General features: G+C 73.2%; 19 protein-coding genes. 12 read left to right on the top strand and 7 right to left on the bottom strand.

From position 1 onward, the window contains the following. Positions 1 to 51: 51 nt before the first annotated feature. Entirely contained in the window at positions 52 to 705 is a 654-nt protein-coding gene (locus ACFW2G_RS00195; RefSeq protein ID WP_384450539.1) for a DUF4389 domain-containing protein, read from the bottom strand. A gap of 241 nt (positions 706 to 946) precedes the next feature. Between ACFW2G_RS00195 and ACFW2G_RS00190 the strand changes: the two genes are divergently transcribed. Both ACFW2G_RS00190 and ACFW2G_RS00185 read left to right on the top strand, forming a co-directional pair. Then, positions 947 to 1,804: a 2OG-Fe(II) oxygenase gene (locus tag ACFW2G_RS00190; protein ID WP_078556509.1), complete on the top strand. Its 858-nt coding sequence runs from the start codon at positions 947 to 949 to the stop codon at positions 1,802 to 1,804. 105 nt (positions 1,805 to 1,909) lie between these two features. Further along, on the top strand, positions 1,910 to 4,342 hold the full coding sequence (locus ACFW2G_RS00185; protein ID WP_384450535.1) for a SpoIIE family protein phosphatase: 2,433 nt from the start codon (positions 1,910 to 1,912) through the stop codon (positions 4,340 to 4,342). Positions 4,343 to 4,406: 64 nt separating this feature from the next. On the opposite strand, the gene ACFW2G_RS00180 is transcribed toward ACFW2G_RS00185, so the two are convergent. Next, positions 4,407 to 4,838, bottom strand: a complete 432-nt coding sequence (locus ACFW2G_RS00180; RefSeq protein WP_384583450.1) for a VOC family protein — start codon at positions 4,836 to 4,838, stop codon at positions 4,407 to 4,409. A 116-nt stretch (positions 4,839 to 4,954) separates the two neighbouring features. After that, positions 4,955 to 5,881: an NAD-dependent protein deacetylase gene (locus ACFW2G_RS00175; protein ID WP_384583454.1), complete on the bottom strand. Its 927-nt coding sequence runs from the start codon at positions 5,879 to 5,881 to the stop codon at positions 4,955 to 4,957. Between the two features lie 211 nt (positions 5,882 to 6,092). On the opposite strand from ACFW2G_RS00175, the gene ACFW2G_RS00170 reads away from it, so the two are divergent. Continuing rightward, positions 6,093 to 7,700: a phospholipase gene (locus ACFW2G_RS00170; RefSeq protein ID WP_384583457.1), complete on the top strand. Its 1,608-nt coding sequence runs from the start codon at positions 6,093 to 6,095 to the stop codon at positions 7,698 to 7,700. 93 nt (positions 7,701 to 7,793) lie between these two features. Here the strand turns inward: ACFW2G_RS00170 and ACFW2G_RS00165 are convergent, their stop codons facing one another. Both ACFW2G_RS00165 and ACFW2G_RS00160 read right to left on the bottom strand, forming a co-directional pair. After that, on the bottom strand, positions 7,794 to 8,153 hold the full coding sequence (locus ACFW2G_RS00165; protein WP_037922290.1) for a helix-turn-helix transcriptional regulator: 360 nt from the start codon (positions 8,151 to 8,153) through the stop codon (positions 7,794 to 7,796). 195 nt (positions 8,154 to 8,348) lie between these two features. Beyond that, positions 8,349 to 8,723 (bottom strand): hypothetical protein, encoded by a 375-nt coding sequence (locus ACFW2G_RS00160; RefSeq protein WP_037922294.1) that lies wholly within the window; start codon positions 8,721 to 8,723, stop codon positions 8,349 to 8,351. A gap of 553 nt (positions 8,724 to 9,276) precedes the next feature. Here ACFW2G_RS00160 and ACFW2G_RS00155 point away from each other — a divergent pair. After that, positions 9,277 to 9,486, top strand: a complete 210-nt coding sequence (locus tag ACFW2G_RS00155) for a hypothetical protein (protein ID WP_157840252.1) — start codon at positions 9,277 to 9,279, stop codon at positions 9,484 to 9,486. Positions 9,487 to 9,638: 152 nt separating this feature from the next. Here the strand turns inward: ACFW2G_RS00155 and ACFW2G_RS00150 are convergent, their stop codons facing one another. Together ACFW2G_RS00150 and ACFW2G_RS00145 are read right to left on the bottom strand one after the other, a co-directional pair. Beyond that, positions 9,639 to 10,079, bottom strand: coding sequence for an STAS domain-containing protein (locus tag ACFW2G_RS00150; protein ID WP_384585163.1), 441 nt, complete (start codon positions 10,077 to 10,079; stop codon positions 9,639 to 9,641). 190 nt (positions 10,080 to 10,269) lie between these two features. Continuing rightward, positions 10,270 to 10,764, bottom strand: coding sequence for a MarR family winged helix-turn-helix transcriptional regulator (locus tag ACFW2G_RS00145; RefSeq protein WP_037922300.1), 495 nt, complete (start codon positions 10,762 to 10,764; stop codon positions 10,270 to 10,272). A gap of 65 nt (positions 10,765 to 10,829) precedes the next feature. On the opposite strand from ACFW2G_RS00145, the gene ACFW2G_RS00140 reads away from it, so the two are divergent. The 8 genes from ACFW2G_RS00140 (at position 10,830) to ACFW2G_RS00105 (ending at position 24,153) form a co-directional block, all read left to right on the top strand. Then, positions 10,830 to 12,950 (top strand): MMPL family transporter, encoded by a 2,121-nt coding sequence (locus tag ACFW2G_RS00140; RefSeq protein ID WP_384585166.1) that lies wholly within the window; start codon positions 10,830 to 10,832, stop codon positions 12,948 to 12,950. 183 nt (positions 12,951 to 13,133) lie between these two features. Then, positions 13,134 to 14,009, top strand: coding sequence for a heavy metal-binding domain-containing protein (locus ACFW2G_RS00135; RefSeq protein WP_384585160.1), 876 nt, complete (start codon positions 13,134 to 13,136; stop codon positions 14,007 to 14,009). Position 14,010: 1 nt separating this feature from the next. Beyond that, on the top strand, positions 14,011 to 14,874 hold the full coding sequence (locus ACFW2G_RS00130) for a heavy metal-binding domain-containing protein (protein ID WP_037922302.1): 864 nt from the start codon (positions 14,011 to 14,013) through the stop codon (positions 14,872 to 14,874). After that, a complete protein-coding gene (locus ACFW2G_RS00125; RefSeq protein ID WP_037922304.1) occupies positions 14,867 to 15,259 on the top strand; it encodes a hypothetical protein in 393 nt (130 codons plus the stop codon). The genes ACFW2G_RS00130 and ACFW2G_RS00125 overlap by 8 nt, the downstream gene beginning before the upstream one ends. A gap of 658 nt (positions 15,260 to 15,917) precedes the next feature. Further along, positions 15,918 to 17,264 carry an MFS transporter gene (locus tag ACFW2G_RS00120; protein ID WP_384448838.1) on the top strand — a complete coding sequence of 449 codons (1,347 nt, stop codon included), beginning with the start codon at positions 15,918 to 15,920 and terminating at the stop codon, positions 17,262 to 17,264. Positions 17,265 to 17,345: 81 nt separating this feature from the next. Then, on the top strand, positions 17,346 to 18,659 hold the full coding sequence (locus tag ACFW2G_RS00115; RefSeq protein ID WP_384585157.1) for a condensation domain-containing protein: 1,314 nt from the start codon (positions 17,346 to 17,348) through the stop codon (positions 18,657 to 18,659). A gap of 332 nt (positions 18,660 to 18,991) precedes the next feature. Further along, positions 18,992 to 22,207: an amino acid adenylation domain-containing protein gene (locus ACFW2G_RS00110; protein WP_384585154.1), complete on the top strand. Its 3,216-nt coding sequence runs from the start codon at positions 18,992 to 18,994 to the stop codon at positions 22,205 to 22,207. Beyond that, positions 22,207 to 24,153, top strand: coding sequence for a non-ribosomal peptide synthetase (locus ACFW2G_RS00105; protein ID WP_384585151.1), 1,947 nt, complete (start codon positions 22,207 to 22,209; stop codon positions 24,151 to 24,153). The genes ACFW2G_RS00110 and ACFW2G_RS00105 overlap by 1 nt, the downstream gene beginning before the upstream one ends. Position 24,154 lies beyond the last annotated feature (1 nt).

Here is a 24,154-nt window from a genome sequence, read left to right as displayed (position 1 = left end):
ATCGTCCCTCCGAAGCCGGGCAGCCGCACGGCCGGCGTCGGGGCCGCCGCCTCAGACCGGGGCGTCCCCGGGCTCGTCGCCGCCCATGTCGAGACGGAATGGCGGGTAGGCGTCCGTCATCAGGGAGGCGTAGGCGGTCACCCGGAGCACCCACCGGTTGAGGCCGATGAGCAGGTCGAACAGGTCGCGCGGGTACTTCTCCGTGAAGGCCAGGGTGACGACCGCGATCAGGGCGAGGAGTCCGATCAGACCGCCGGCCGACCAGCCGGAGTGCGCGGCGCCGGTGAACAGGCCGATGACGAGGTACTGCGGGATGGCCAGCAGCCACCACTTCACCAGGACCAGGCCGCGGGAGAGCCGCTCGGGGTAGACGATGTCCAGCCGGGCCGGGTAGTCGGGCTCGGGGCCCAGGCTGAAGGGCGGGTACCGGTCCGTGCCGAGGGCGCCGTAGGCGTAGTAGGAGACCCGCCAGGACCAGCGGAGCACTCCGAGGTTGAAGTCGAACAGGGCACGCGGATAGCGCTCGGTGAAGAGGATCGAGAAGAACGCGATCACGCTGACCACCAGGAACGCCAGCCACAGGAAGGCCAGCACGACGTAGTGGGGGATCGCCAGGAGCCACTTCACCAGCCACAGCCAGCGCGACAGCGGCGTGTCCAGCCTGGCCGACACCGTGACCGGCGGATAGCGGGTCTGCAGGGTCATGGCGCTCACCTCATCGCGTCGCCCGGTTCTCCTCCATCTTCCTTCCCGCCCGCGCGCACCGCACCGTGCGGCCGCCGGATGGCGGTGTGCGCCGGCGTACGCCCTAGGCCGCCGGGAGCGGCCCCGTGCGGCGGGGGCGGGCCCAGCCCGCCGCAAGCGCACGGCGCCCGGCCCGTGTTCTCCCTTGCGCCCCCATGTGCCCCTACGGCGGGTCCCGCCACCGCGCGTACGGTTCCGGGCCATGAGCGGATACGCGATGGAATCGGCCACCCCGGCGGAAATCGGCGCCCAGGCCCTGCCTCCCTCCGACCAGTGGTCCACGGCCCCCGTGGTCCCGGCACCGGTGTGCCGCTTCGAGAACTTCCTCGGCGCCGAACGCGCCGCCACCCTCCTGTCGTACGCGATCTCCCGCGAGGCCGACTTCCGTGCAGGGACGGTCCTCGACCCCCTCTCGGGCCAGGTCTCCCACAAGGGCCGCAGCTCACTCGTCCTGCCCGTCACGAGCTCCGTGTTCAGCGCGCACCTGGCGGACTGCCTGCCGCTCGTCCAGGAGGTCCTCGGCCACCGGGCGGCGCTCACACAGACCCGGACGGTCCTGACCGCGCACGGCGAAGGGGGCCACTACGGCATCCACACCGACGCCTCACGGGTCCGTGACGTCGCGACGGCCCTGTCCGCCGTGTACTACCTCCACCGCGCCCCGCGGGGATTCGGCGGCGGCCGGCTCCGGCTGTACGACACGGTGCTCGCGGACGGCGGCGCCCGGCCGGCGGATTCCTACCGCACCATCGAGCCCGAACACGACACGATCGTGTTCTTCCCGGCCGGCGCCTTCCACGAAGTCGTCCCCTCCACCTGCCCCAGTGGGCACTTCGCGGACCACCGCTTCACGCTCACGACGTGGATCAGCGGCACCGGGTCCGCGGCGACGGCGCCCGACGAACCCTTCCGGATCTGGCCGTGGCTGGCCCAGGCGGCCGAACGCACCCGCCCGCTCGCCGACGTCGAACACGATCACGACGGCGCCGACCCTGTCGCCCTGCCCGTCGCGGACCCCGCCACCCGTCTCACCCTTCCAGCGCCCCGCAGGACGCGTTAGGGCCTGTCCGACGCCCTCCGACTCGCCCGAAAGGTCTCGGGCGCGACAGCATGGAGGGAGAGCGGGCGCTCGGCGGGACGGCGTCGGGAGGAGGCGACACGCGCAGTGAGCAGACATCGCTTTGCGTTCTGCGGGGCGCAGCTCGCCGCCGTCTACGTGGCTGCCGACCAGGACCGGGAACTCCATCTGGCCGAGCTCACCGGCAACCGCGGGGTCCTCTACGGGCTGCCCGCGATCCTCGCCGTCGCAGGCCATTCACCGGCCGCCAACGCCTTCCGCACCGGGCGCCCGCTGTGGTTGACCCCCAAGGAACTCGCCGCGTTCATCGAGGAGGACCCCCACCACTTCCCCAGCCGGGTCCGGGACGGGGCGCCGAGCTCGCCGGCCCGGGTCTCGCTGGGCGCCCTGCCCCTGGGACACGGCGATCAGGAGCTCGGCTGCCTGATCGTCGCGGGCGACGTGGGGGAGGGCTTCAGCGCCGACGACCGCAGTCTGCTGGAGCTGTACGCCGACCAGGTGGCGGCCCGACTCGAATCGGTCGCCGCCCGCTTCGCCGGGCGCCGGGCCCCGCAGGCCCACCTGGTCCAGTCACTGGTCCCCGACCAGGGCGGCGCCTTCATCCTGGACCTGGCCACCGGCCGGATGGAGGCCCACGCGCACGTGCTGGAACTGCTCGGCCTGGCTCCCGAGCAGTTCGACGGACAAGTGGAGACCCTGCTCGCCTGCGCCGTGCCCGACGACATGCCCGCGCTGATGGCGATCGTCGAGCCCGACCGGCTGGCCACCACCGGTCAGCAGCTGGCGTTTCGCATCCGTCGGCCGGGCGGGGAGCTGCGCTGGCTGGGCCTGCGCTGCCGGGTGGAAGTGGACTCCGACGGCGCCCCGCGGCGCGTCCTGGGCGTGGTGGCCGACGCCTCCTATCTGCGGCCCAGCGCGGACGAGGTGTCCCTCGTACAGCGCCTGTCAGCCACCCTCGCGGGGGCCGCGACCATCCGGGAGGTCAGTCGGCTCGCGATCGCGGCCCTGCGCGAGCCGCTCGGCGCGTCCCGCGTCGCGGTGGGCGAACTGGAGCCCGAACACCTCATCGTCACCGCACTCGACCCCCCGGAACCCGATGCCTGGCCGGAATCCTGGCGCGCGGAATGGCGCTCGGAGTGGCCCGACGTGTCACTGGGCGACCTGCCCACCCTGCAGAGCGCGCTCCGCGCCGGTCACATGAGCCTGTGGCCGCCGGGCGCGGCCCTGGAGCCCGGGCTCCAGGGCGTCGGGCCCGGCGGTCTCGCGGTGCTGCCGCTGCCCGCCGAGGGCCGCATGGTCGGGGTGTGCCTGGTGGGCTGGGGCGAGGAGCACCGGTTCGCCCCCGAGGAGCGTTCGCTGCTGACCGCGACCGCCGGCCTGCTGGGCCAGGCCCTGGTGCGCGCCCACGCTCTGGACGCGGGCCACGAACTGGCCACGATGCTTCAGCGCAGCCTGCTGCCCCGTAAGCTCCCCGAGCTGCCGGGCGGGGTCGCCGTCGCCCGCTACCTGCCCGCGACCGCGGGACTGGAGGTCGGCGGGGACTGGTACGACGTCATCCCCCTCGGCGACGGCCACGTGGCCTTCGTCATCGGGGACGTCCAGGGCCACAGCGCCGGAGCCGCCACCATCATGGGCCAGATGCGCACGGCGGTCAGGGCCTACGCCGTGGAGGGGCACCCGCCCGACGTGGTGGTGGCGCGCGCCAACCGGCTGCTCGTCGGCATGGAGACCGACCTCTTCGCCACCTGCACGTACGTGGACCTCGACATGGAGGAGGGCATCGCCAGGGTCGTACGGGCCGGCCACCTGCCGCCGGTGCTGCGCCATCCCGACGGCGTGGCCGAGGAGTTGGCGGTGGAGGGCGGGCCGCCTCTGGGCGTGCTCGCGGAAGCCGCCTTCCCCATGACCGAGACGGGACTGCTCCCCGGAACCCTGCTCGTCCTGTTGACGGACGGCCTGGTGGAGTCCGCACGGCTGCCCCTGGAGGAGGGCATGCACCGGGTGTGCGAGGCGCTCACCGAGTCGGACCCGGTCGATGTCGGAGGGGTGGCCGACGACCTGGTCGCGGGCGTGGGCCGGCGTGACGACGACGTGGCGCTGCTGCTGCTGCGCTACGACGGTACGGGCGGCCGGCCCAGGCGGAGCCACTGGACGGTGTGGCGCCTGCCCAAGGCCGTCCTGCACGCGCGCCGCTTCACGGCGCGCACGCTGCGGTCCTGGGGAGTGGTGGAGGAGATCGACACGGCCCTGCTGATCGTGTCCGAGCTGGTGACCAACGCGATCGCGCACACCCAGGGCGAGGTGGGCATGGACCTGACCCTGTCCACCGACCGGCTGCGGATCGCCGTGAACGACGCGTCGCCGCGCAGCCCCGTCAAACCGGTGTCGGTGAGCTGGGAGTCGACCGGAGGCCGCGGCCTGCTCATCGTCGAGGCGACGGCGACGGCTTGGGGCTCGGTGCCGCTCAGCGGCGGCAAGCAGGTCTGGGCCGAGATCCCCTGGCACCCGCGGACCGCCTGATCCGGCACGGCCGGAGCTCCCCGCCCGCCCCCGGCGGCGGCCCGGACGCCGTGCGGCCGGACCGTCAGCCGGGCCCGGGGCGGCTGCCGGCCACCAGTTCGACCTCGAACCCGTCGGTGTTGACCAGGTACGCGGCATAGGTCCGCTCGCCGCCGGCGTACGGGTGGCGGTCGGGGTACATCAAACTCCAGCCGTGCCGCTTCCCCTCGACGACCAGGAGTTCCACCGACGCGTGGTCCTCCAGGTGGAACGCCAGGTGGTTCAGCCCGGGCCGGCAGCGGTCGTGGTGGTCGTCGGTGAGGGCCGGGGACCGCTCGAACACCAGATAGGTCGCGCCGAGCCGCCAGCTCCGTCCGTCGCCCCAGCTCTGGTACGGCGTGTAGCCCATGGCCTCCAGCAGCCAGCCGAAGGAGGCGACCGCCCGGTCGAGGTCGGGCACCCAGATCTCCACGTGGTGCAGCATTCCGGTGGTCCCGGCCGACGGTACGTCGGACATCGCCCGTCTCCCCCTCCTCGTGTTCCTCCTGCTCCGCTGACGGCGCTCCCCATGATGACGGACGTCGGCGGTGCGGCCGTCCGGCGGCCGCTGTGGCAGCCGTCGCTGCCGCGGCTCTACGCCTGCGGCCGCGGGCGTCCCCGTACCGACGCGTCACCGCCGTCGACCGGGATGCCCAGGCGGTCCGCCAGAGTGGTGAGGGCCGTGCCCAGAGGGAGGGCGACACGGGTCACGGCGTGGCGGTCGCCGCGGGTCGGGTCCCGGTTGACGATCAGTACCGGCTTGCCCGCCTGGGCCGCCTGGCGGACGAACCGGAGGCCGGACATCACCGTGAGTGACGATCCCAGGACCAGCAGCGAGGTAGCGCTGTCGACCAGCTCGCGGCAGCGTTCGACGCGCCGAGGGGGAACCGTTTCTCCGAAGAACACCACGTCCGGTTTCAGGACGCCCCCGCACTGTGCGCACGGCGCTACGGAGAAGTCCCCGACCTGGTCGTCCGTGAGGTCGGCGTCGCCGTCCGGGTTCAGCCGTGGGGCGACCGGCTCGAAGCCCGCGTTGGCCTCCTCCAGTCGTCGCGCCAGGTCGCGGCGCGAGCCGGAGGCGCCGCAGGCGAGGCACACGACCCGGCCCAGGCTGCCGTGGAGTTCCACCACGTCCTCGCTGCCGGCCGCCTGGTGCAGGCCGTCGACGTTCTGGGTGATCACTCCTGCGAGCAGCCCGTGCCGCCCGAACGCCGTCACGGCGCGATGTCCGGCGTTGGGGGCCGCGCGGCCGAAGGTCCGCCAGCCGAGGTGGCTGCGCGCCCAGTACCGGCGCCTCGCGCGCGCACTCGCGGTGAACTCCTGGTAGGTCATCGGGGTGTGCCTGCGCAGGCTCCCGCCCTCCCCCCGGTAGTCGGGGATGCCCGACTCGGTGGAGAGGCCCGCCCCGCTGAGCACCAGCACGCCGCCGGCCCGCAGCGCGTCGGCGACCGGCCCCGGATCCGCGGTCCCGGGCGGCAGGTCATCGGTGGGCGTCCAGCTCAGAGTGGGGCGCGTGCGCATGCGACCAGCGTACGGAAGCAGCCGGCTGGACACCGCCCCGCCCGCGTGCCGACCGAGGTGGCCGGAACTCGCCCGGCGAAGGTGAACAGAGGTCTACCTACTGGTAACTTGCGCGAGTTGATCAAGGCCAGGGGCGTGGTCGACCCACGCCACGGGCCCAGCCCCCCGGTCGGCCCCCCGGCCCCAGCCACCCCCCAGTCAAGGACCCACATTGGCACGCACCGTCCGGACGACGGCCATCGTCTCCACGTCGGCCCTCGCCCTCGGCCTCTCCCTCCTCGGAGCCGCCGCCCCCGTCCACGCCGCGGAGGCGCCCACACCGCACCTGGACTCGGTCGAGCAGACCCTGCGGCAGGTGTCACCGGGCCTGGAGGGCTCGGTCTGGGAGCGCACCTCCGGCAACCGGTTCGGCTCCTCGGCCCCCGGCGGCGCCGACTGGCTGCTCCAGACACCCGGTTGCTGGGGCGACGCCGCGTGCACCGACCGGCCCGGATCGCGCCGCCTCCTGGACAAGATGCGCCAGGACATCGCGGCCGCCCGGGAGACGGTGGACATATCGACGCTCGCGCCCTTCCCCAACGGCGGCTACCAGGACGCGATCGTCGCGGGTCTGCAGGAGTCCGCGCAGAAGGGCAACCGGCTCAAGGTGCGCGTGATGGTGGGCGCCGCACCCCTTTACCACTCCACCGTGATCCCCTCGTCCTATCGGGACGAACTGCTCGGGAGGCTCGGCCCGGCCGCCGCGGCCAACATCACCCTCAACGTGGCCTCGATGACCACGTCGAAGACCGCCTTCTCCTGGAACCACTCCAAGCTGATCGTGGTGGACGGCGGGTCGGTGATCACCGGCGGCATCAACAGCTGGAAGGACGACTACCTGGAGACCGCGCACCCGGTCGCCGACGTCGACCTCGCGCTGTCCGGGCCCGCCGCCGGCTCCGCGGGCCGCTACCTGGACTCCCTGTGGGACTGGACCTGCCGCAACAAGAGCAACTGGAGCGCGGTCTGGTTCGCGGCCTCACCCGGCGCGGACTGCATGCCCTCCCTGCCCCGGCCCGCCTCCCCGGCGGGCGGCGGGAACGTACCCGCGCTCGCCGTCGGCGGTCTCGGCGTCGGCATCCGCCAGAACGACCCCACCTCGCCGTTCCGTCCCGTACTGCCCACGGCCGGCGACACCAAGTGCGGGATCGGGGTGCCCGACAGGACCAACGCGGACCGGGACTATGACACCGTCAACCCGGAGGAGAGTGCCCTGCGCGCCCTCGTTTCCAGCGCGACCTCGCACATCGAGATCTCCCAGCAGGACATCCACGCCACCTGCCCGCCACTGCCGCGCTACGACGTGCGCCTCTACGACGCCCTCGCCGCCAAGCTCGTCGCCGGTGTGAAGGTCCGCATCGTGGTCAGTGACCCGGCGAACCGCGGCACCATCGGCAGTGGGGGCTACTCGCAGATCAAGTCCCTCTCCGAGGTGAGCGACGCGCTGCGCGGCCGGGTGGTGGCCTTGACCGGTGACGGTGGCCGTGCGCGGACGGCCATGTGCGAGAACCTCCAGCTGGCGACGTTCCGGGCGTCCGACCGACCGACGTGGGCGGACGGCAAGCCCTACGCCCAGCACCACAAGCTGGTCTCGGTGGACGGAGCGGCCTTCTACATCGGATCCAAGAACCTCTACCCGTCCTGGCTCCAGGACTTCGGCTACATCGTGGAGAGCCCGACCGCGGCCGGACAGCTCAGGAGCGACCTGCTGGACCCGCAGTGGCGCTACTCGCAGGCCACCGCGACGTACGACTACGCGCGCGGCCTCTGCCGGGCCTGACGCGCCGCAGGCAGGGCCGACGCGCCACCCCGCACGAAGCCGCCGGGGCACCTCGACAGAGGTGCCCCGGCGGCTTCGTGTACTGGCGCCCGGCTACAGCGACGGAGGGCCCGAGTGGACCGAGGTGTCGGCGTGCCGGAGCTCGGCGAGCAGTTCGCTCTGGCCCACCAGGAGTTCGGTGAGGATGCGTCGTGCGGCTCTCAGGAGCTCCGCCACATCGCCGCCGGCCAAGGCGTAACTGACCGTGGATCCGTCACGTATGGACACCACGATGCCGGACCGGCGCAGTACCGCCAGCTGTTGCGAGAGGTTGGACGGTTCGATCTCGATTTCGTTCAGCAGCTCGCGCACGGGTACGGGGCCGTTCTGGAGGAGTTCGAGTACGCGGATGCGGACGGGGTGTCCGAGCATCCGGAAGAACTCCGCCTTGGCCTGGTACAGCGGGACCTGCATGTGGCAACGCTCCTACCCGGGTTCCGACCTATGGACGGGGACGGCGTCCGGTTCCGCCGGGCCCGCCCCCGTTGACCATGACCAGCCATTCTCCTGTACCCCGGCTTGGCCCTACCCGGCGCTGACTGAATTCGGATGTGCCGAGTTGAAGATTTCTTCAATTCGTGGGCAAAAAAAGATGCGGGGTACGGGCGGCTAGAGTTCCAGGTCCGCTTCGATGCGCTTGAGCTGGTGCCGGGCCATGGCGAGGTTCGACTTGCCCTTGTCCAGGACGATGTAGAGGAACAGGCCGTTGCCCCCGCGCCCCTTGAGCAGTCGGATGAGGTGGTACTGGCTGCCGAGGGTGATCAGTACGTCCTCGATGTCCTCCTTGATGCCCAGCATCTCCATGGTCCGGGCCTTCGCCCGGATCACGTCGGTGTTCCCCGCTGCCGCGACCGTCAGGTCGAGGTCCTTGCCGCCCCCCAGCATGCCGAGGGCCATGCCACTCGTGTAGTCGACCAGTGCCGCGCCGACGCTCCCCTCGATCGAGGTCATCGCCTCTTTCAGGGACGTCTCCACGTTCACCATTGCAGCCTCCTCGTTTTTTTCACGGCCCTGGTCGGCTTCACGTCTCCGACCGGGTTGCAGGAGGGACGCTACGCGCCCGCGGCCAGGATCGTGGCGAACATCAGGTTTCTCGGCAGGATATGGAGCTCGATCCGCTAGTGTGCGGGCCCGTGATCGCCCGACTGCCGGAAAACGTAAGGGAGTCGGGGTCGTGTCGGCAGTCCCCGGCCGGGCCGGCGGGAGCCCCGGTAGAGCGCATCCGTGCAGCTCGGAGCCGGTCGGTGGGCCCACTGCGGCCTCCGGTGCGCCCAAGTTGCGTGCACGGCGAAGCGGTTGGCGGGATTGGCCGAGAGGTGCCGGTCGGCGGGCGGTGGGGCGGTCCGCGCTGCCCGCGGGCCGAAGTCGGCTTGCCCGAGAGGGGATCGGCGCCCGGACGGAGACGGGGGCGCCCACCTGCGGGGCGAGGCGGCGTAACGCGCTCCGCTATCACTCAACGTGTTTAGAGCCGTGGATTCTGGAAACGCTGAGTAGCCACAAGGTGTAAAGGTCAAGGCGAAAGGTGGGATTCATGTCCGTGAGCATTGCAATCATCCTCGTCGTGGTGGCGGCGTCCGTCGCCGCGATCGCACTCTTCCCGGCGGTTGCACCCGCGCCACCCGACCAGACCGCAGACCGGTCCGGTGGGGAGGACCCCCGCGGGAGCGAATCGGGCCGGCCCCCGGCCCGCCGACTGCGCAACATCCCACCGCAGCAGACCAGGGAACGACGGCGAAGCTTCGGCTGATTCGGTGCCCCACCCCACCCCACCCCACCCCACCCCACCCCGCCCCACGCGCGTCGTCCCGGGCAGGGCGCGGTGCCGTCGCAGGGGGGCGCGGGGTGGCCGGTGCCGGTGGTGGGCCCGCGGGGCGAGCGGCCCCACCACCGTTGCGTCGGCTACCCCGTGGGGCTCAGCAGAGGGGGCACCGGGCGGCCGTGGCCGGCGGGTCCGAGCGGAAGCCGTGCCGTCCCGGCCGCCGCGCGCAGGAGGCGCTCCACGGCCCGGGAGCGGTGGGTGAGCCTGAGGTGGCGTCCCTGTCGGAGCCACCCGTCCAGAGCCGCCAGGAAGCCGGAGTCGCAGAAGGTGACCCGTGAGCAGTCCAGGACCAGCCCGGTGTGACCGCGGTCGGCCGCCGAGGCCAGAAACGCCCGCAGTGGAGCGGCGCTGAAGTGGTCGATCTCGCCCGCGAGGTGGGCGACCAGGGTGGCGCCGAGGGTGGTGCAGGAGCGGATGAGTATGACGCCGGGCGCGGGGTCCGCGCCCGAATCGTGCACGGTGGGCGGGGCCCCGGTCGCGAGAGGGGCGGGCAGTATCGGGGCGGTGCTTGAGGTATTCACGTCCCCGTCAACGCCTCCCGCAGGGGGTCGGGAAACGACCGGCGGGTTCCTTTCACCCCATGTGATCAGCGGGGATCCCCAGTCGAGGGAAAGATTCCACCCGGACGGGGCATGGGGGCACCCGGGTGCGTCCGCGCGTGGGGCGGCCCGCCGGCAGACGTCGGCGCCGGCTCCACGACGCGGGAGGCGCTCAGCGGCGCACGCGTGACAGCTGGTCGTTCATCTCGCTCAGGAAGCGCACCACCGTGTGCAGTTCGTCCGGGCTGAAGCGGGCGCGCGCCGCGTCGGTGGACCTGGCCAGCGGCCGGAAGTACTCGCGCGCTGCCGCGCGCCCGGCCGGTGCGTAGTGGATGTGGACCACGCGCCGGTCATCGGCCGCCCGGACCCTTCGGATGTGGCCGGCCTTCTCCAGCCGGTCCAGGCAGGCCGTCGTCGCGCCCGAGGTGAGGTTCATGTGGGCGCCCAGCCGTCCGGGGGTCATGGGGCCCGCCTCCTGGTCCCGCTCGGCGTCCAGCACGGCGATCAGAGCCTGTACATCGGTCAGGTGCAGGCCCTGGGAGTGCGCGAACTCCTGGGCGATCCGGTTGAACTCGGCGTTCATGGCACGCAGCAGCACCGCGAAGGACTGCAGCCCGATCGGGTCGTCGGGCGGAAGGTCGTTCGGGGGTGTGCCGGCGCTGCGCATCTCCTCAGCATATGATGTCTCGATCGTTGAGATACTTTATGGTCGAGGGAGTGGGAGCTGTGTCCATGAGGAACCCGTCGTGGTGGTTGCGCCGGCTGGTGCCGGCGGTCCTGCTGGTGGCCTGGCTGGCGATCGGCGGCACCCTGGGCCCCTACGCCGGAAGGCTCGGCGAGGTCGCCACCAACGACCAGGCGGCCTTCCTGCCCCGGAGCGCGGAATCCACCAGGGTGCTGGAGGAGCGCCGGGCCTTCGAACGGTCCGAGTCGGTGCCCGCGATCATCGTCTGGCAGGAGTCGGACCGCGGCTCCGTCACCGACGCCCAGCAGGAGGGGGCCACCCGCGCCCTGGCCTCGCTGGCCGGCAAGGCGGGCGTCGTCGCGCCTCCCACCCCCGCCCTGCGCTCACAGGACGGCCAGGCCCTCCAGGCGGTCGTGCCGCTCTCCCCGGACCTCGGTGACGAGCTGCCCACCGTCCTGGACGAGGTGCGCGCGGCGGCGGCCTCCGTACCAGGTCTGAGCGCGCGGATCGCCGGCCCGGCGGCCACGCAGGCCGACCTCGCGGACGCCTTCTCCGGCATCGACGGCCTGCTGCTCGGCGTGGCGCTCGGCGCCGTGCTCCTGATCCTGCTGCTCGTCTACCGCAGCCTGCTGCTCCCGCTGGTGATCATCATCAGCGCGGTGTTCGCCCTCGGCCTGGCCTGCGCCGTCGTCTACGCCCTGGCCGACCGCGGCATCGTGCGGGTAGACGGCCAGGTGCAGGGGATCCTGTCCATCCTGGTCATCGGGGCGGCGACCGACTACGCGCTGCTGCTCGCCGCACGGTTCCGGGAGGAACTCGCCGCCCGGGGCGACCGTACGGCCGCGGCGCTGGCCGCAGTCCGTCGCTCGGCAGGTGCGATCACCGCCAGCGCCGCCACCGTGGCCCTGGGCCTGCTCGCCCTGCTGGCCAGCGACCTGACCAACAATCGGGCCCTGGGTCCGGTCGGCGCCATCGGTATCGTCTGCTCGGTCCTGGCCACCCTCACGTTCCTGCCCGCCGTACTGGTCCTGCTCGGCCGGGCCGCGTTCTGGCCCGCCACGCCCGAGGCCGGCGGAGCTCCGGCCGAGGGGTACGGCGTGTGGCGCCGCATCGCGGCCGTCATCGACCGCGCGCCCCGCCGGGTCTGGGCATCGACGACCCTGCTCCTGCTCGTCCTGGCGGCCTTCGCTCCGGCCCTGTCCTCGGGCGGTGTCCCGCTGGACGAGATCTTCGTCAAGGACGCCCCTTCCGTCGCCGCCCAGAAGGCGCTCGGCCGACATTTCCCCGGCGGATCGGGCCAGCCGGCCGTGATCATCGCCGACGCCACCCATGCCGCCGATGTGCAGGCTGCCGTACGCGCGACCCCCGGCGTCGCCTCGGCGGCGGCCGTGACGGCCTCCGGACGGCCGGGCGAAGGCGAGCCCCTCGCCGTCGGCGGCCGGGTCCGCGTCGACGCCACCCTCGAGGCGGCCGCCGACAGCGACTCCGCGCAGCAGACGATCGCCGAACTGCGCACCCGGCTGGCCGCGTTGCCGGAGGCGGACGCCATCGTCGGGGGCTACACGGCCCAGCAGTACGACACCGGACAGACCGCGGCCCGCGACCGAACCGTCATCGTCCCGGTCGTCCTCGGCATCATCCTCCTCGTGCTCGTCCTGCTCCTGCGCTCCCTGCTGGTCCCGGTCCTGCTCGTCGCGACCGTGGCCCTGAACTTCCTTGCCACCCTGGGTGTGTCCGCACTCGTCTTCGAGCACCTGCTCGGGTTCAGCGGCACGGACGCCTCGGTACCCCTGTACGGCTTCGTCTTCCTCGTGGCACTCGGAGTCGACTACAACATCTTCCTGATGTCCCGTGTTCGGGAGGAGTCCCTCGTCCACGGCGTACGCCAAGGGGTGTTGCGCGGCCTGACGACGACGGGCGGCGTCATCACCTCGGCCGGCGTGGTGCTCGCCGCGACGTTCGCGGCGCTGATGGTGATTCCGCTGGCCTTCCTCGTCCAGATCGCCTTCATCGTCGCCTTCGGCGTCCTCCTGGACACCCTCGTCGTGCGGTCCCTGCTGGTGCCGGCCCTCGTGATCGACATCGGCCCGCGTAGCTGGTGGCCCGGCGTCCTGGCCCGCGAACCGCGCTCCGCGCCGCCCGGCACCGGGCAGCCGGGCGCCTCGTAGGGCGTCGCGCGGGACTGCCGGTCCGGTCTCGGCCGAGGTACCGCCGTCACCCTCGCGCCCCACCGCTCCGGCGGCTCAGCCGCGCCCCACCGTTCCGCCGATGCCGCCGATCCCGTCGATGACGTAACCTGCCGAACGGGCGCGCGATGTGCGCGGTGAGACGGCAGGCTGATGGCGGGGGCGATGGTACGTCGGGAGAACGTCGGTCTGCCGGGCGCCGCCGGACCGGCGGCGCGGGTACGGCCGGCCACCACCTGGGATTCCGCCCTGTCGGCCCGGGAGTTCGCGGCCATCGGCGACGTCGGGTTCGAGCCGGTCGGGCAGGTGCTCGGCACCGCCGTCTTCAACATCGGGTACACCGGTGTCTGGGGCTGCCCCGGTAGTTGGCCCGCGACCGACGACACCAACCGGGTGCCGTCGTCGAGATGGACCTCCTCCTTGTCGCAGCTGGCGCGGACGATGTACGCGGCACGCAGATCGGCCCTGGCCCGGGCGGTGGGTGAATGCGGCGCGCTCGGCGGCGACGGGATTGTCGGCGTGGAACTGCGGGTCGGTGAATTCCCTGCTGGCGGAACGGAGTTCACGGTGCGCGGCACGGCGGTCCGGGCCCGCTCGCGCATTCGGCCCCGTACCCCCTTCACGTCGCACCTGAACGGCCTGGACTTCGCCAGGCTCCTGCACGCCGGGTGGGTCCCGGTCGGACTCGCCTTCGGCCTGGCCCTCGCGACCCGGCACGACGACTGGCGCACCTCCTTCCGCATCCCCCTCACCGCCCGCAACCAAGAGGTCGGCGGCTACACCACTCTGATCGGCCACGTCCGCCGGGAGGCACGCGAACAGCTGGTCGCGGACGCGCGGAAGTGCGGCGGCGACGGAGTGGTGGTCGACGACCTGGAGCTGCGGGTGGGGGAGAACGAGTGCCCCGGCTACGGATCGACGCGCGACCTCACCGCGCAGGCGCTCTTCGTCGGCACCTCCATCGCCCGGTTCGGCCGCTCCGAACGGCCCGCCGGCACCAGACCGCCACTGACCATCATGAGACTGGAGCGCGAGGGCTGACATGACCGAACGAACGGGGCCGGACGTACGCGGGGAGTCTGCGCCGGCGGTGGCGCAGGACGTGGCCGAGGACGCCATGCGCAGGCTCTCCGGGCCGGAGTCGGGGGAGAAGGGCTCGCTCTTCACCTCGGACCTGACGGTGAACGAGTTCCTGCTGGTGCGCGAGGCCGGCTTCCGCCCGCTCGGCCTGGTCCTCGGGACGTCCGTCCACCATGTCGGCCTCCAGCTCGGCCGGTGGTCGAAGAACCAGGAACTGACCAAGCTGTCACAGGCCATGTACCAGGCCCGCGAGCTGGCGATGAGTCGGATGGAGGCCGAGGCGAGTGCCGTGGGGGCGGACGGGATCGTCGGCGTGCGGCTGGACATCGAGTTCAAGGAGTTCGGCTCGGACATCGCCGAGTTCATCGCGGTCGGCACGGCCGTCAAGGCGGACGGAGCGGACCCGGGGCCGGGCGGGACGTGGCTCAACAACAAGGGCAGGCCCTTCACCTCGGATCTGTCAGGCCAGGAGTTCTGGACGCTGATCCGGGCCGGCTACGCGCCGCTGGACCTCGTGATGGGGTCGTGCGTCTACCACGTGGCACACCAGCGCTTCACCCAGGTGCTGGGCAACGCGGGCCGCAACGTCGAGATCGAACCCTTCACCCAGGCGCTCTACGACGCGCGCGAACTGGCCATGAGCCGCATGCGGGCGGAAGGCGAGGCCCTGGAGGCCGAAGGCATCGTGGCCGTGCAGCTGAAGCAGCACACCCACGGCTGGGGAGGCCACACCACCGAGTTCTTCGCCATCGGGACGGCCGTGCGCCCGCTGCGCGACGCGCACGTCATCGACCGTCCCACCGTGGTGGTGAGCCTCGATGCCTGAGGCGGACGTGGAACTGCTGGCTGCGGCGTTGCGACGGGACAGCGCCGACCTGGAGCTGTACGCGCGGGTACTGTCGGCCAACCTGTCGGACTCACTGCCGGCCGGCGCCGTGCGGGTCCGGCGCAGGCGTTCCCTGGCGGAGCGGGTGGCCGGGCGGGAGGGTTCCGTCGTGGAACTGGACGTCGTGCTCGGAGAACAGAGGCTCGGACTGCGGACGGACCACGGGCGCGTGACCGGGGAGGTCCTGCATGAGGTACGCGGCATCGTGCTCTCCCGGCGCCGGGTCGAACTGGACGAGTGGGTCGACCGTCTGGCCCGAGCCCTGACCGAGGCCGCGGTCTCGAACGCGCGCGCCCGCGAGGCCCTGGAGCGCTTCCTGGCCTGAGAGTTCCCGGTACCGCGATCCGCCCGGGCAGCCGGTTCCGGGCGCTCCCGTGGCCGGGGCGCCCCGCTTCCCGGGCGTGCGCATGCCCGGGCCGAGACCGCCGAAGGGCTCCGGCAGGGTCTGCTGCAGCCCGGTCGGCCTGCCACGGGCTCCCTCGTGGCGCTCCTCCCGGCCCGCGAGCCCACCGGGGACCGGCTCGGCTGCTGCGAGCCGCGGGAGGGCGATGCCGGCGCAGCCCCCCGGTGCCCGCTCCGGCACAGGACCGCCCGCTGGTGCGGGTTCGATCGGCCCCACCTCCTCCGGCGCGGCGTCCCGTGTGCGGCGAGACGGCCCGTGGTGACAACTGCCGCTGTCCCCAACGGTGTTCATAACGGACGGAATGATCTCCTCCGCGGTGGTGCAGCTGCGGAGGAGGGTTTTCGGTCAGGGTGTGGGGTGTTACTCAGGGTAGGGGTGGCCGCCTGCCGCCTCACCAGGCCCCCTTGCCCCCCTTGCCCCACCCGCCCCAGGCCATGTGCGCAAGCGACAGGAATTCACGTCGTCTTACCCCGGGTTGTGCGAAAAATTTCCAGATGCACGCCCGGGAGGCCGCAAAACAAGTCCGAAAGTGACAGGTTTGCTTTGACTCTTGACCGATGGATCCGTGAATGTCGTTCACATGTCCGACACATCCGGAGCCGCCACCGGTGGCCCCATGCGCCAGCGCGACTTCCGCCTGCTGCTCGCGGGAGCCGCCACGGGGCAGTTCGGCGCCCAGGTGACGCTGGTGGCGCTGCCCCTCGTGGCCGTCCTCGTACTCGACGCCCCCGCCTTCCAGGTCGGCCTCCTGACCGCCGCCGAGACCGCCGCCTTCCTACTCGTCGGGCTCCCCGCCGGTGCACTCACCGACCGCATGCGCAAACGCCCCCTGATGATCCGCGCGGACCTGGTGCGCGCGGTGGCCATGGCGAGCATCCCCGCCGCCGCGTTCGGCGGCGTCCTGACCATGGCCCAGCTGTACGCGGTCGCGCTCGTGACCGGAGTGGCGACCGTGTTCTTCGACGTCGCCCATCAGAGCTACCTGCCGCAGATCCTGCCCCGTGACCAACTCGTGGCCGGCAACGGCGCACTGGAGACGGTCCGTTCCACCGCCCACGTCACCGGACCCGGCATCGGTGGCGGACTCGTCCAGCTCGTCGGCGCGCAGTTCGCCGTCATCGTCGACGCCGTCGGCTACCTGCTCTCCGCACTGTTCCTCGCCCGTGTCCACACGACCGAAGAGGCGCCCCGACGCACCGCCGGGGGCTCCCTGCGCAAGGAGATCGGCGAGGGCGTCCGCTTCATATTCGGCCACCCACTGCTCCGGGTCATCGCCTTCACCACCGGCCTCGCCAACTTCTGCACGGCCGTCCTCATGGCGACGCAGACCGTGCACCTGGTCCGCGTCGTCGGCCTGGAGGCCGGCGGACTCGGCCTGGTGCTGTCCGCGTCGGCCGTGGGCGGCCTCCTGGGCGCCCTGTGCGCCGGACGCATCGCCGACCGGCTGGGGCAGGCCCGCGTCATCCTGCTGTCCCTCCTCGCGACCGGCCCGTTCGCACTGCTGTGGCCCCTGTCCGGGCACGGCACGGCCGGGGCGGCCCTGTTCGCCGCCGGATCGGCGGTCGTCTCCTTCGGCGCCGTCGTCTACAACGTCGCCCAGGTCAGCTTCCGCCAGGGCATGTGCCCGCCCCGCCTGCTCGGCCGGATGAACGCCACCCTGCGCTTCCTCATGTGGGGCACCCTCCCGCTCGGCGCGCTCCTCGGCGGAGCCCTCGCCCAGTCCTACGGCTCGCGCACCGCGCTCGCCTGCTGCGCCGTCGGCATCCTCGCCGTACCCGTGCCGCTGCTCCTCTCCCCGCTGCGACGGATGCGGGACCTGCCCGCCCCGCCGGACGCCGACGCCGCCGACGGCACCGCCCACGGGGCACCTTGCGGCACCGTCTCCGCCGGAGACGACGAACGCCCGGCCGTGACACCCGCCGGCTGACCACCGATCCACGGCGCAGGGGGAGCGCCGCCCAGCCGCCGCACCGTGCCACGCGAGCGCGGCCACGACGAAGAGGACCACGTGCCCAGCATCACCAGCCAGTACCTGGCCCGTTACCGGCGTCTCGCCGGCGACCGGTCCGACACCTTGCTCCCGGTCACCGGGGCACAGCGCCGCTTCGTGCTGGTGCGTTCGCTGGACCCGGCGGGACGACCCGACCTGGTACCGATGTTCTTCGCCTTCCCGTCGGGCATCGTCGATCCCGAACGCCTGAGGGCCGCCGCGCGCAGGCTCGCCGCCCGGCACACCGCCCTGCGCTCCCGGCCCTCCGTGGTCCGCGGCACCCCCGTCCTGCGCGTCGCCGCCGACCCGGACATCCGTCTGACCCGGCCGGGGCGTCTCGTAGCGGGGGAGTCGCCCGCCGCCGTGCTCCGCCGCGCGCTCGGCTCCTGGGACGTCCGAGGGCCTTCCCTGCGCCTCTTCCTCGTATCTGACGAGGAGCGCGAGGAGGACATCGTCGCCGTCGTCCTGGACCACGCCGTCTGCGACGGACGCTCGCTGGCGCGCATCGTCGGCGAACTCGGCGCCGCCTACACCGAGGAGGCCACCGGGCACCACACCGCACCGCGGGAGACGGAAGCCGAACTCACCGCCTACCGCGACGCGGTCCTCGGCCAACTCGCGGCCGAGGAGAAGGCGGAGACTCCCCAAGCGGCCGCCTACTGGGCCGACCGGCTCCGCGCGCTGCGCACCCACGCCCCGGCACCCCGGCCGGACCGGGTCGCCGAGGGCGCGAAGCCCAGCGGCGCCGCGCAGGCCCGGCTGCCCGCGCACGACGGCGGGGTGTCCTTCCCCGGGCTGCTCGACGCCTGCCGCGCGGCCGCCCGCGAGCTGTACGGCACCGGCCGCATCGTCCCGCTGGGCTACCCGTGGGGCGGCCGCCCCACGGGAGCGGAGCCCGTCGTCGGCTGCTTCCTCAACACCCTCGCCTTCCCGGTCGACACCGGCACCGACACGGGTACCGGTCCCGGCCCCGGTCCGGAGGCGACCGCCGATGCCTGGTGGGACGACCTCGACCGGGCCGACGTCCCGTTCGACGCGGTCGTGACCGCCGTCCGGGCCGCCGGTTCGGCCTGGACCGGAAGCCTCGACGGCCTGCTCACGGTGGACGACGACACACGCCGCCCGCCGCTCGTGCTCGACGGCGTCGAGGGGCGGGAAGTCCACGTCGACGGCAGGCCGGTCCGCGGGCCCTTCGCCGTCTCGGTCACCCAGGGAGAGGAGATCCGCCTGCGGATGGTGTGGGACCGGGCGGTGATCGACGACGAGGGCGCGCACCGGGCGTTCGACGCGCTGACGCACGCGCTGCGCCCCTCGGACCACACCGTGCAGTGATCCTGCTGCCCGGGCGCCCCCGCCGCCGCCCGGACGTTCGGCCGCCCCGCCATCCGGGCCGACCGCCGCCCCGCTGGCGCCCCGCGCGCCCCCGGTACCCGACCGCCCCGCGCCCGCCCCCACTCCACCCCACCGCGCCCAGCCGCGCCGTACCGGCGCGGCCCCCCGGACCGCGGCCCCCGATACGCCCGCCGCCGCCCGCACCCCGAGCCCCCACGGCAATCCCCCCCCACGCAGACAACGGCATCGTGCGACCCGCGATGCCGCCCGCACGACCACCGGACACGACCGTGACCGGCGCGAAGACCGACCCACAACCTCAGGGATCGCCCATGCTTCCCCTCTCCTCCTCGCAGGAGATCGTCTGGCTGCACGAGCAGATGCAGCCCGGCAGTCGCGCCTACAACTTCACCGCCTCACTCGACCTGTGGGGCACGCTCGACCCCGCGGCGCTGCACAAGGGGCTCGCCGCCACGTTGGCGCGCCACCCCGGCCTGCGCCTGGAACTCGTCGCCTCCGCAGGCTCCGTACCGGCACAGCGCGTCGCGCCGCAGTGTGCGCCGAGGCTGCGCACCAGCGACCTCAGCACGGAGGAGGACCCCGAGGCGGCCTTCGCCCGCCTCCTGCGCGCCGAGGCCGAGACCCCGCTGGACACCTTCGAGGCACCGCTGATCCGCTGGACCCTCGTACGGCTGTCCGAGCACCACCACCGGCTGGTCCACGTCGAGCACCACCTGATCCACGACGGGCACTCCTTCGCGATCCTGCTCGACGACGTCTTCCGGGTCTACCGCGCCCATGTGCTCGGCGAGCCCCTGGAGCTTCCGCCCGCCTCGTCGTACGAGGACCACGTCCGGGAGCGTGCCGAAGCCGGGTACGCCGGCGCATCGCTGGACTTCTGGCGGACCGAACTGCTCGACCAGCAGCACGACATGCCGCTGCCGGGCCTGACCCGCCCCGGCGCCCGCCGGCGGCACCACGGCGGACAGCTGCGCCAGACGATCGGTGCCGATCTCGCCGAACGCCTGCGCGAGCACGCCCGTTCCCGGGGACTGACCCCCTTCGCCACGCTCCTCGGACTGTTCGCCGAGCTCCTGCGGCGGCACAGCGGTCGCTCCCGGATGGTCATCGGCACCGCCGTCGGCAACCGTCCCCTCGGATACGAGGACGCCGTGGGCATGTTCGTCAACACCATCCCGCTGGCGATCGTCCTGGACGGCACCGCCCCCGCCCAGGACGTCATGGACGAGGTCACCGACACGCTCATCCGGGCCCTGCCGCACCAGGACGTTCCCGTCCAGGAACTGACCCGGGCCCTCGGCATGCACACCTCCGGCGCCGACAACCCGCTCTTCTCCGTCATGTTCAGCGCCCACGACGCACCCCTTCCCGAGATCGACGTACCCGGCCTCGACATCACCCTCTTCGAGGGCTTCAACACCGGCACCACCCGCTTCGACCTCGACGTGGTCCTGCTCCCGGACGACCGGCGCGGTGTCACCACCCGCCACGGCGCGCCCGGCATGACGCTGGTGTGGGACTACGACGCGGACCTGTTCGGCGAGGACGTCGCCCGTCTGGTCTCCGGCCGCTTCCTCGACCTGCTGCGCGCCTATCTCGACCGTCCCACGACGCCCCTGGCCGACCTGGCCCCGACCGTTGCCGAGCCGGCCGCCGAGGCCCCGACCGTCCCGGCCGACCGCGATCCGCTGGACCCCGCGGCCGCACACCACCCGTCCCTGCCCGCCCTGCTGTGCGGTGCCCGCCGCATCACCTACGGCGAACTCGACGCACGTGTCGGCTCGCTCGCCGAGCGGCTGAAGGACGCCGGTGTGACCCCCGGCCGGCCGGTGGCCGCCGTCCTGCCCAGGGGGACCGACGCGGTCGTCGCCCTGCTCGCCTGCCTGCGGACCGGCGCCGTCCACTGCCCGCTGTCCCCGTCCGACCCGTCGGCCCGGCTCGGCCTGCTGCTGGAGCGGCTCGACCCCGCGATCGTCCTCACCGGTGACGACGCCCCGGACCTGCCGGAAGGACTGCCGACCGCCCGGATCGACGCCCCCGTACTGCCACCCGCACACGGGACCGCCGAACTGCCCGGCACCGCATACGTCATCCACACCTCCGGCTCCACCGGGACGCCCAAGCCCGTCGCCGTCGGCCACGCGGCGCTGGTCCACCATCTGACCGCCACCGCCGACCGGTTCGGCCTCACCACTTCGGACCGGGTCCTGATGTTCGCCCAGCCGTCCTTCGACGTGTCCTTGGAGGAGGTCCTGCCCACCCTGTACGCCGGGGCGTGCCTGGTGCTGCCCGAGCAGGAGGTGCCCACCGGTACGGAACTCGCCGGACTCCTCGCGTCGGCCCGGGTGACCGTCGCGAACCTGCCCACCAGCTACTTCCTCGCCACCCGGGAGGACCTGCGCCCGGTCCTGCGCGACGGGAGCTGGACCCCCGGGCTCCTGGTCCTCGGTGGCGAACGCCTCCCGGCGCAGGCGCTGCGCGGGATCCTCGCCGACACCGACGCCACCGTGCTCAACGTGTACGGCGTCACGGAGGCGGCCATCAGCTCGACCGTCCACGAGATCTCCCGCGACGCCCTCGCCGAGGGGGTCGAGATCCCCCTGGGCACCGAGCTCCCGGGCGAGCGGATCCACGTCCTCGACGCCCACCACCGCCCTCTGCCGTCCGGCGCGGTCGGCGAACTCGCCGTCGCCGGGCCGGGCCTCGCCGAGGGCTACGCGGGCAACGCGGAGGCCACCGCCGCCCGGTTCGTCACCGTCGACGCACTCGACGGGCAGCGCGTCTACCTCACCGGTGACCTGGGCTACCGCGGTCTGGACGGTCTGCTGTACTTCCTCGGGCGGCGCGACAACCAGATCAAGCTGCGCGGTCACCGGATCGAACTGGAGGAGATCGAGGCGGCGGCCTCCGCGGTGCTCGGCGGCCGCTCCTGCGCCGTCGTGCTGGACCGGGAGACCCCCGGCGGCCCCCGGCTGGTCGGCTTCCTCGCCGACGGAGCCGGGGCCGGTGGGGCTGGCGGAGCCGACGGTGCCGACTTCGACGAGAAGGCCCTGCACACCGAGCTGAGCCGCCGCCTTCCCGGCCCGCTGGTCCCGGCCCGCTGGGCGCGGCTGGAGAGCATGCCCACCCTCGCCGGAGGCAAGCCCGACCGTGCGGCCCTGTCCCGCCGCGCCGCCGCGCTCGAACCCGGCGGGACCGTGGCACCCGATTCCGACACCGGTAGCGGGTCCGGCAGCGAGTCCGACGCCCCGGCCGGCACCGGGCCCGAGCCGACGCCCGCCGCCTCGGGGGATCCGATGACGGCCCTGCTCATCGAAGGCTGGCGCAAGGTGCTCGGCCACAGCCGGTTCGACACCGGCTCCCACTTCTTCCACAGCGGGGGCCACTCCCTGCTGGCCGCCGAGCTGGCCGCCTGGTTGGAGCCCAGGCTGGGCACCCGCCCGCCGCTGAAGGTGCTCTTCCGTAATCCCGTGCTCGCCGACCAGGCCGCCGCCCTCGCCACCACCGCACTTTCCACGGAGTCGTGATGATCCAGTCCCCGACCGCAACAGCCCTTCCCACCACCCCCCACGACACCGGCCTCGACGCCTTCCCGGGCACCGGGCCGAGCATCGCCCAGGGGCCCGCCGCCGCACCGAGCAGCGTCCTCGCCCGCTTCGAGGAGTGGGCCCGGCGCGCCCCGCAGGCCCCGGCAGTGATCGACTCCACCCGGACCTGGACGTATCAGGACCTCGACGTCGCTGCCACGCGGGTCGCGGCAGCCCTGGGCGACCGCGTCCGGCCCGGCGACCTCGTCGGCGTCTGCCTCGACCGCTCCGCCGCCCTGGTGGTGACCGCCGTGGCCCTGGCCCGGATCGGTGCGGTCTACCTGCCGCTCGGTCCCCGCCCCGGCGAACGCCGTATCCGGGCCGTCACCGAGGACCTCGACGTCGCGTGCCTCGTCGGCGACCCCGGTGCCCTGCCCCCGGAGCACCGCGGCGGGGAGCACACCCCGCTGCCGCTGCCCGTCGACGGGGTCAACGCCCCCGCCACCCCGGTGGCGGCCTTCGCCGGCCCCACGGGCGGCACCCGGCGCGCCCCCGACGGCGCCCTGTACGCCGTACTCACCTCCGGTTCCACCGGCCGCCCCAAGGCAGTGGCCGTGGCCGAGTCCTCGCTCTCCGTCGCCCTGGACTGGTACCGGGCCGAGACCGGCCTCGCACCGGGCGACCGCCAGTCCCTGCTCATCGGTGTCGCCTTCGACCCGCACCTGATGGAACTGTGGGCCGCCCTGACCGCGGGAGCCGCCCTCGTCCCCGCCCCGGACGACACCCGCTGGGACTCGAACGTCCTCACCGACTGGTGGCGCGACACCGCCCTCACCCACGCCGTGGCGGCCACCCCCACCGTCGAACCGCTGCTGGACCGGCCGTGGCCGCAAGGCCTGAAGCTGCGTCACCTCGTCGTCGGCGGAGACCGCATGCGCCGCCGCCCCGGCAGCGACGTCACCGCCACCGTCCACAATGCCTACGGCCCGGCGGAGGCCACCGTCCTCACCACCGCCCACACCATGCACGGCACCGACCCGCAGGCCGGCGACCGGACCCCGCCCCCGATCGGCACCGCACTGCCCGGCGTCACCCTCGTCGTCACGGATGCCGAAGGCCGCCCCGTCGCCCGTGGCCAGGAAGGCGAACTGCGGGTCGGCGGCCACTGCCTGGCGCTCGGCTACCTCGATCCGGAACTCACCGCGGCCCGGTTCACCGCGCCCCCGAGCGATCCGGCGCTGTCCGAGGTCGACCGCGTCTACCGCACGGGCGACCGCGTACGGATGAACGCCGACGGCAGCCTGGACTTCCTCGGCCGCCTCGACGACCAGGTGAAGATCAGCGGAGTGCGGATCGAACCGGCCGAGGTGGAAGCCGCTTTCGAGCAGGACCCCCGCGTGCGCACCGCCGTCGTCACGGTGCTGCGCGACAGCTCCGGCCACGGCCGTCTCGTCGCCCATGTACGGCCCGCCGACGGCACCGGCCCGGCGCCCGGCGAGCTCCTCGACGCGGTCCGTTCCTGGCTCCCCGAGCAGGCCGTCCCCGCGGCCGTCCGGATCGTCGACGGCTTTCCGCTCGACGCCAACGGCAAGGTGGACCGCCCCGCCCTGGCGGCCCTGGCCGAGCTGGCCACCGGGGTCCCGGCCGACGCGGCGCCCGCTGCCGGGACCGCGCACGACCCGGCCGAGGCCACCGGCACCGCGACCGAGCTGCTCGTGCTGACCACCGCCCGTGAGCTCCTCGGCCGGCCCGGAGCCGGCCTCGGCCTCGGCGACAACTTCACCGATGTCGGCGGCACCTCCGTCATCGCCGCCCGACTGCTGGCCGCCGTCGAACGCGAGACCGGAGTGCGCCTGCGCGCCCCCGAACTGCTGCGCAGCACCGACCTGCGCGCCGTCGCCGCCCTCATCGACCGTCGCCGGACCCCGCACCCGGAAGGAAACTGAC

The sequence above is a fragment of the Streptomyces sp. NPDC058880 genome, assembly GCF_042742535.1.
GTDB lineage: Bacteria > Actinomycetota > Actinomycetes > Streptomycetales > Streptomycetaceae > Streptomyces.
Note: the sequence above shows the minus strand (reverse complement) of the source record. Positions and strands in the feature narration are given on the sequence as shown.

Bases quoted from the DNA above. Each gene is read 5' to 3' on its own strand.
- ACFW2G_RS00165 (WP_037922290.1), bottom strand. From the start codon at position 8,153: ATGCAGGTCCCGCTGTACCAGGCCAAGGCGGAGTTCTTCCGGATGCTC.
- ACFW2G_RS00125 (WP_037922304.1), top strand. From the start codon at position 14,867: ATGCCTGAGGCGGACGTGGAACTGCTGGCTGCGGCGTTGCGACGGGAC.
- ACFW2G_RS00135 (WP_384585160.1), top strand. From the start codon at position 13,134: ATGGTACGTCGGGAGAACGTCGGTCTGCCGGGCGCCGCCGGACCGGCG.
- ACFW2G_RS00160 (WP_037922294.1), bottom strand. From the start codon at position 8,723: ATGGTGAACGTGGAGACGTCCCTGAAAGAGGCGATGACCTCGATCGAG.
- ACFW2G_RS00145 (WP_037922300.1), bottom strand. From the start codon at position 10,764: ATGCGCAGCGCCGGCACACCCCCGAACGACCTTCCGCCCGACGACCCG.
- ACFW2G_RS00195 (WP_384450539.1), bottom strand. From the start codon at position 705: ATGACCCTGCAGACCCGCTATCCGCCGGTCACGGTGTCGGCCAGGCTG.
- ACFW2G_RS00110 (WP_384585154.1), top strand. From the start codon at position 18,992: ATGCTTCCCCTCTCCTCCTCGCAGGAGATCGTCTGGCTGCACGAGCAG.
- ACFW2G_RS00175 (WP_384583454.1), bottom strand. From the start codon at position 5,881: ATGCGCACGCGCCCCACTCTGAGCTGGACGCCCACCGATGACCTGCCG.
- ACFW2G_RS00140 (WP_384585166.1), top strand. From the start codon at position 10,830: ATGAGGAACCCGTCGTGGTGGTTGCGCCGGCTGGTGCCGGCGGTCCTG.
- ACFW2G_RS00105 (WP_384585151.1), top strand. From the start codon at position 22,207: ATGATCCAGTCCCCGACCGCAACAGCCCTTCCCACCACCCCCCACGAC.
- ACFW2G_RS00190 (WP_078556509.1), top strand. From the start codon at position 947: ATGAGCGGATACGCGATGGAATCGGCCACCCCGGCGGAAATCGGCGCC.
- ACFW2G_RS00180 (WP_384583450.1), bottom strand. From the start codon at position 4,838: ATGTCCGACGTACCGTCGGCCGGGACCACCGGAATGCTGCACCACGTG.
- ACFW2G_RS00120 (WP_384448838.1), top strand. From the start codon at position 15,918: ATGTCCGACACATCCGGAGCCGCCACCGGTGGCCCCATGCGCCAGCGC.
- ACFW2G_RS00130 (WP_037922302.1), top strand. From the start codon at position 14,011: ATGACCGAACGAACGGGGCCGGACGTACGCGGGGAGTCTGCGCCGGCG.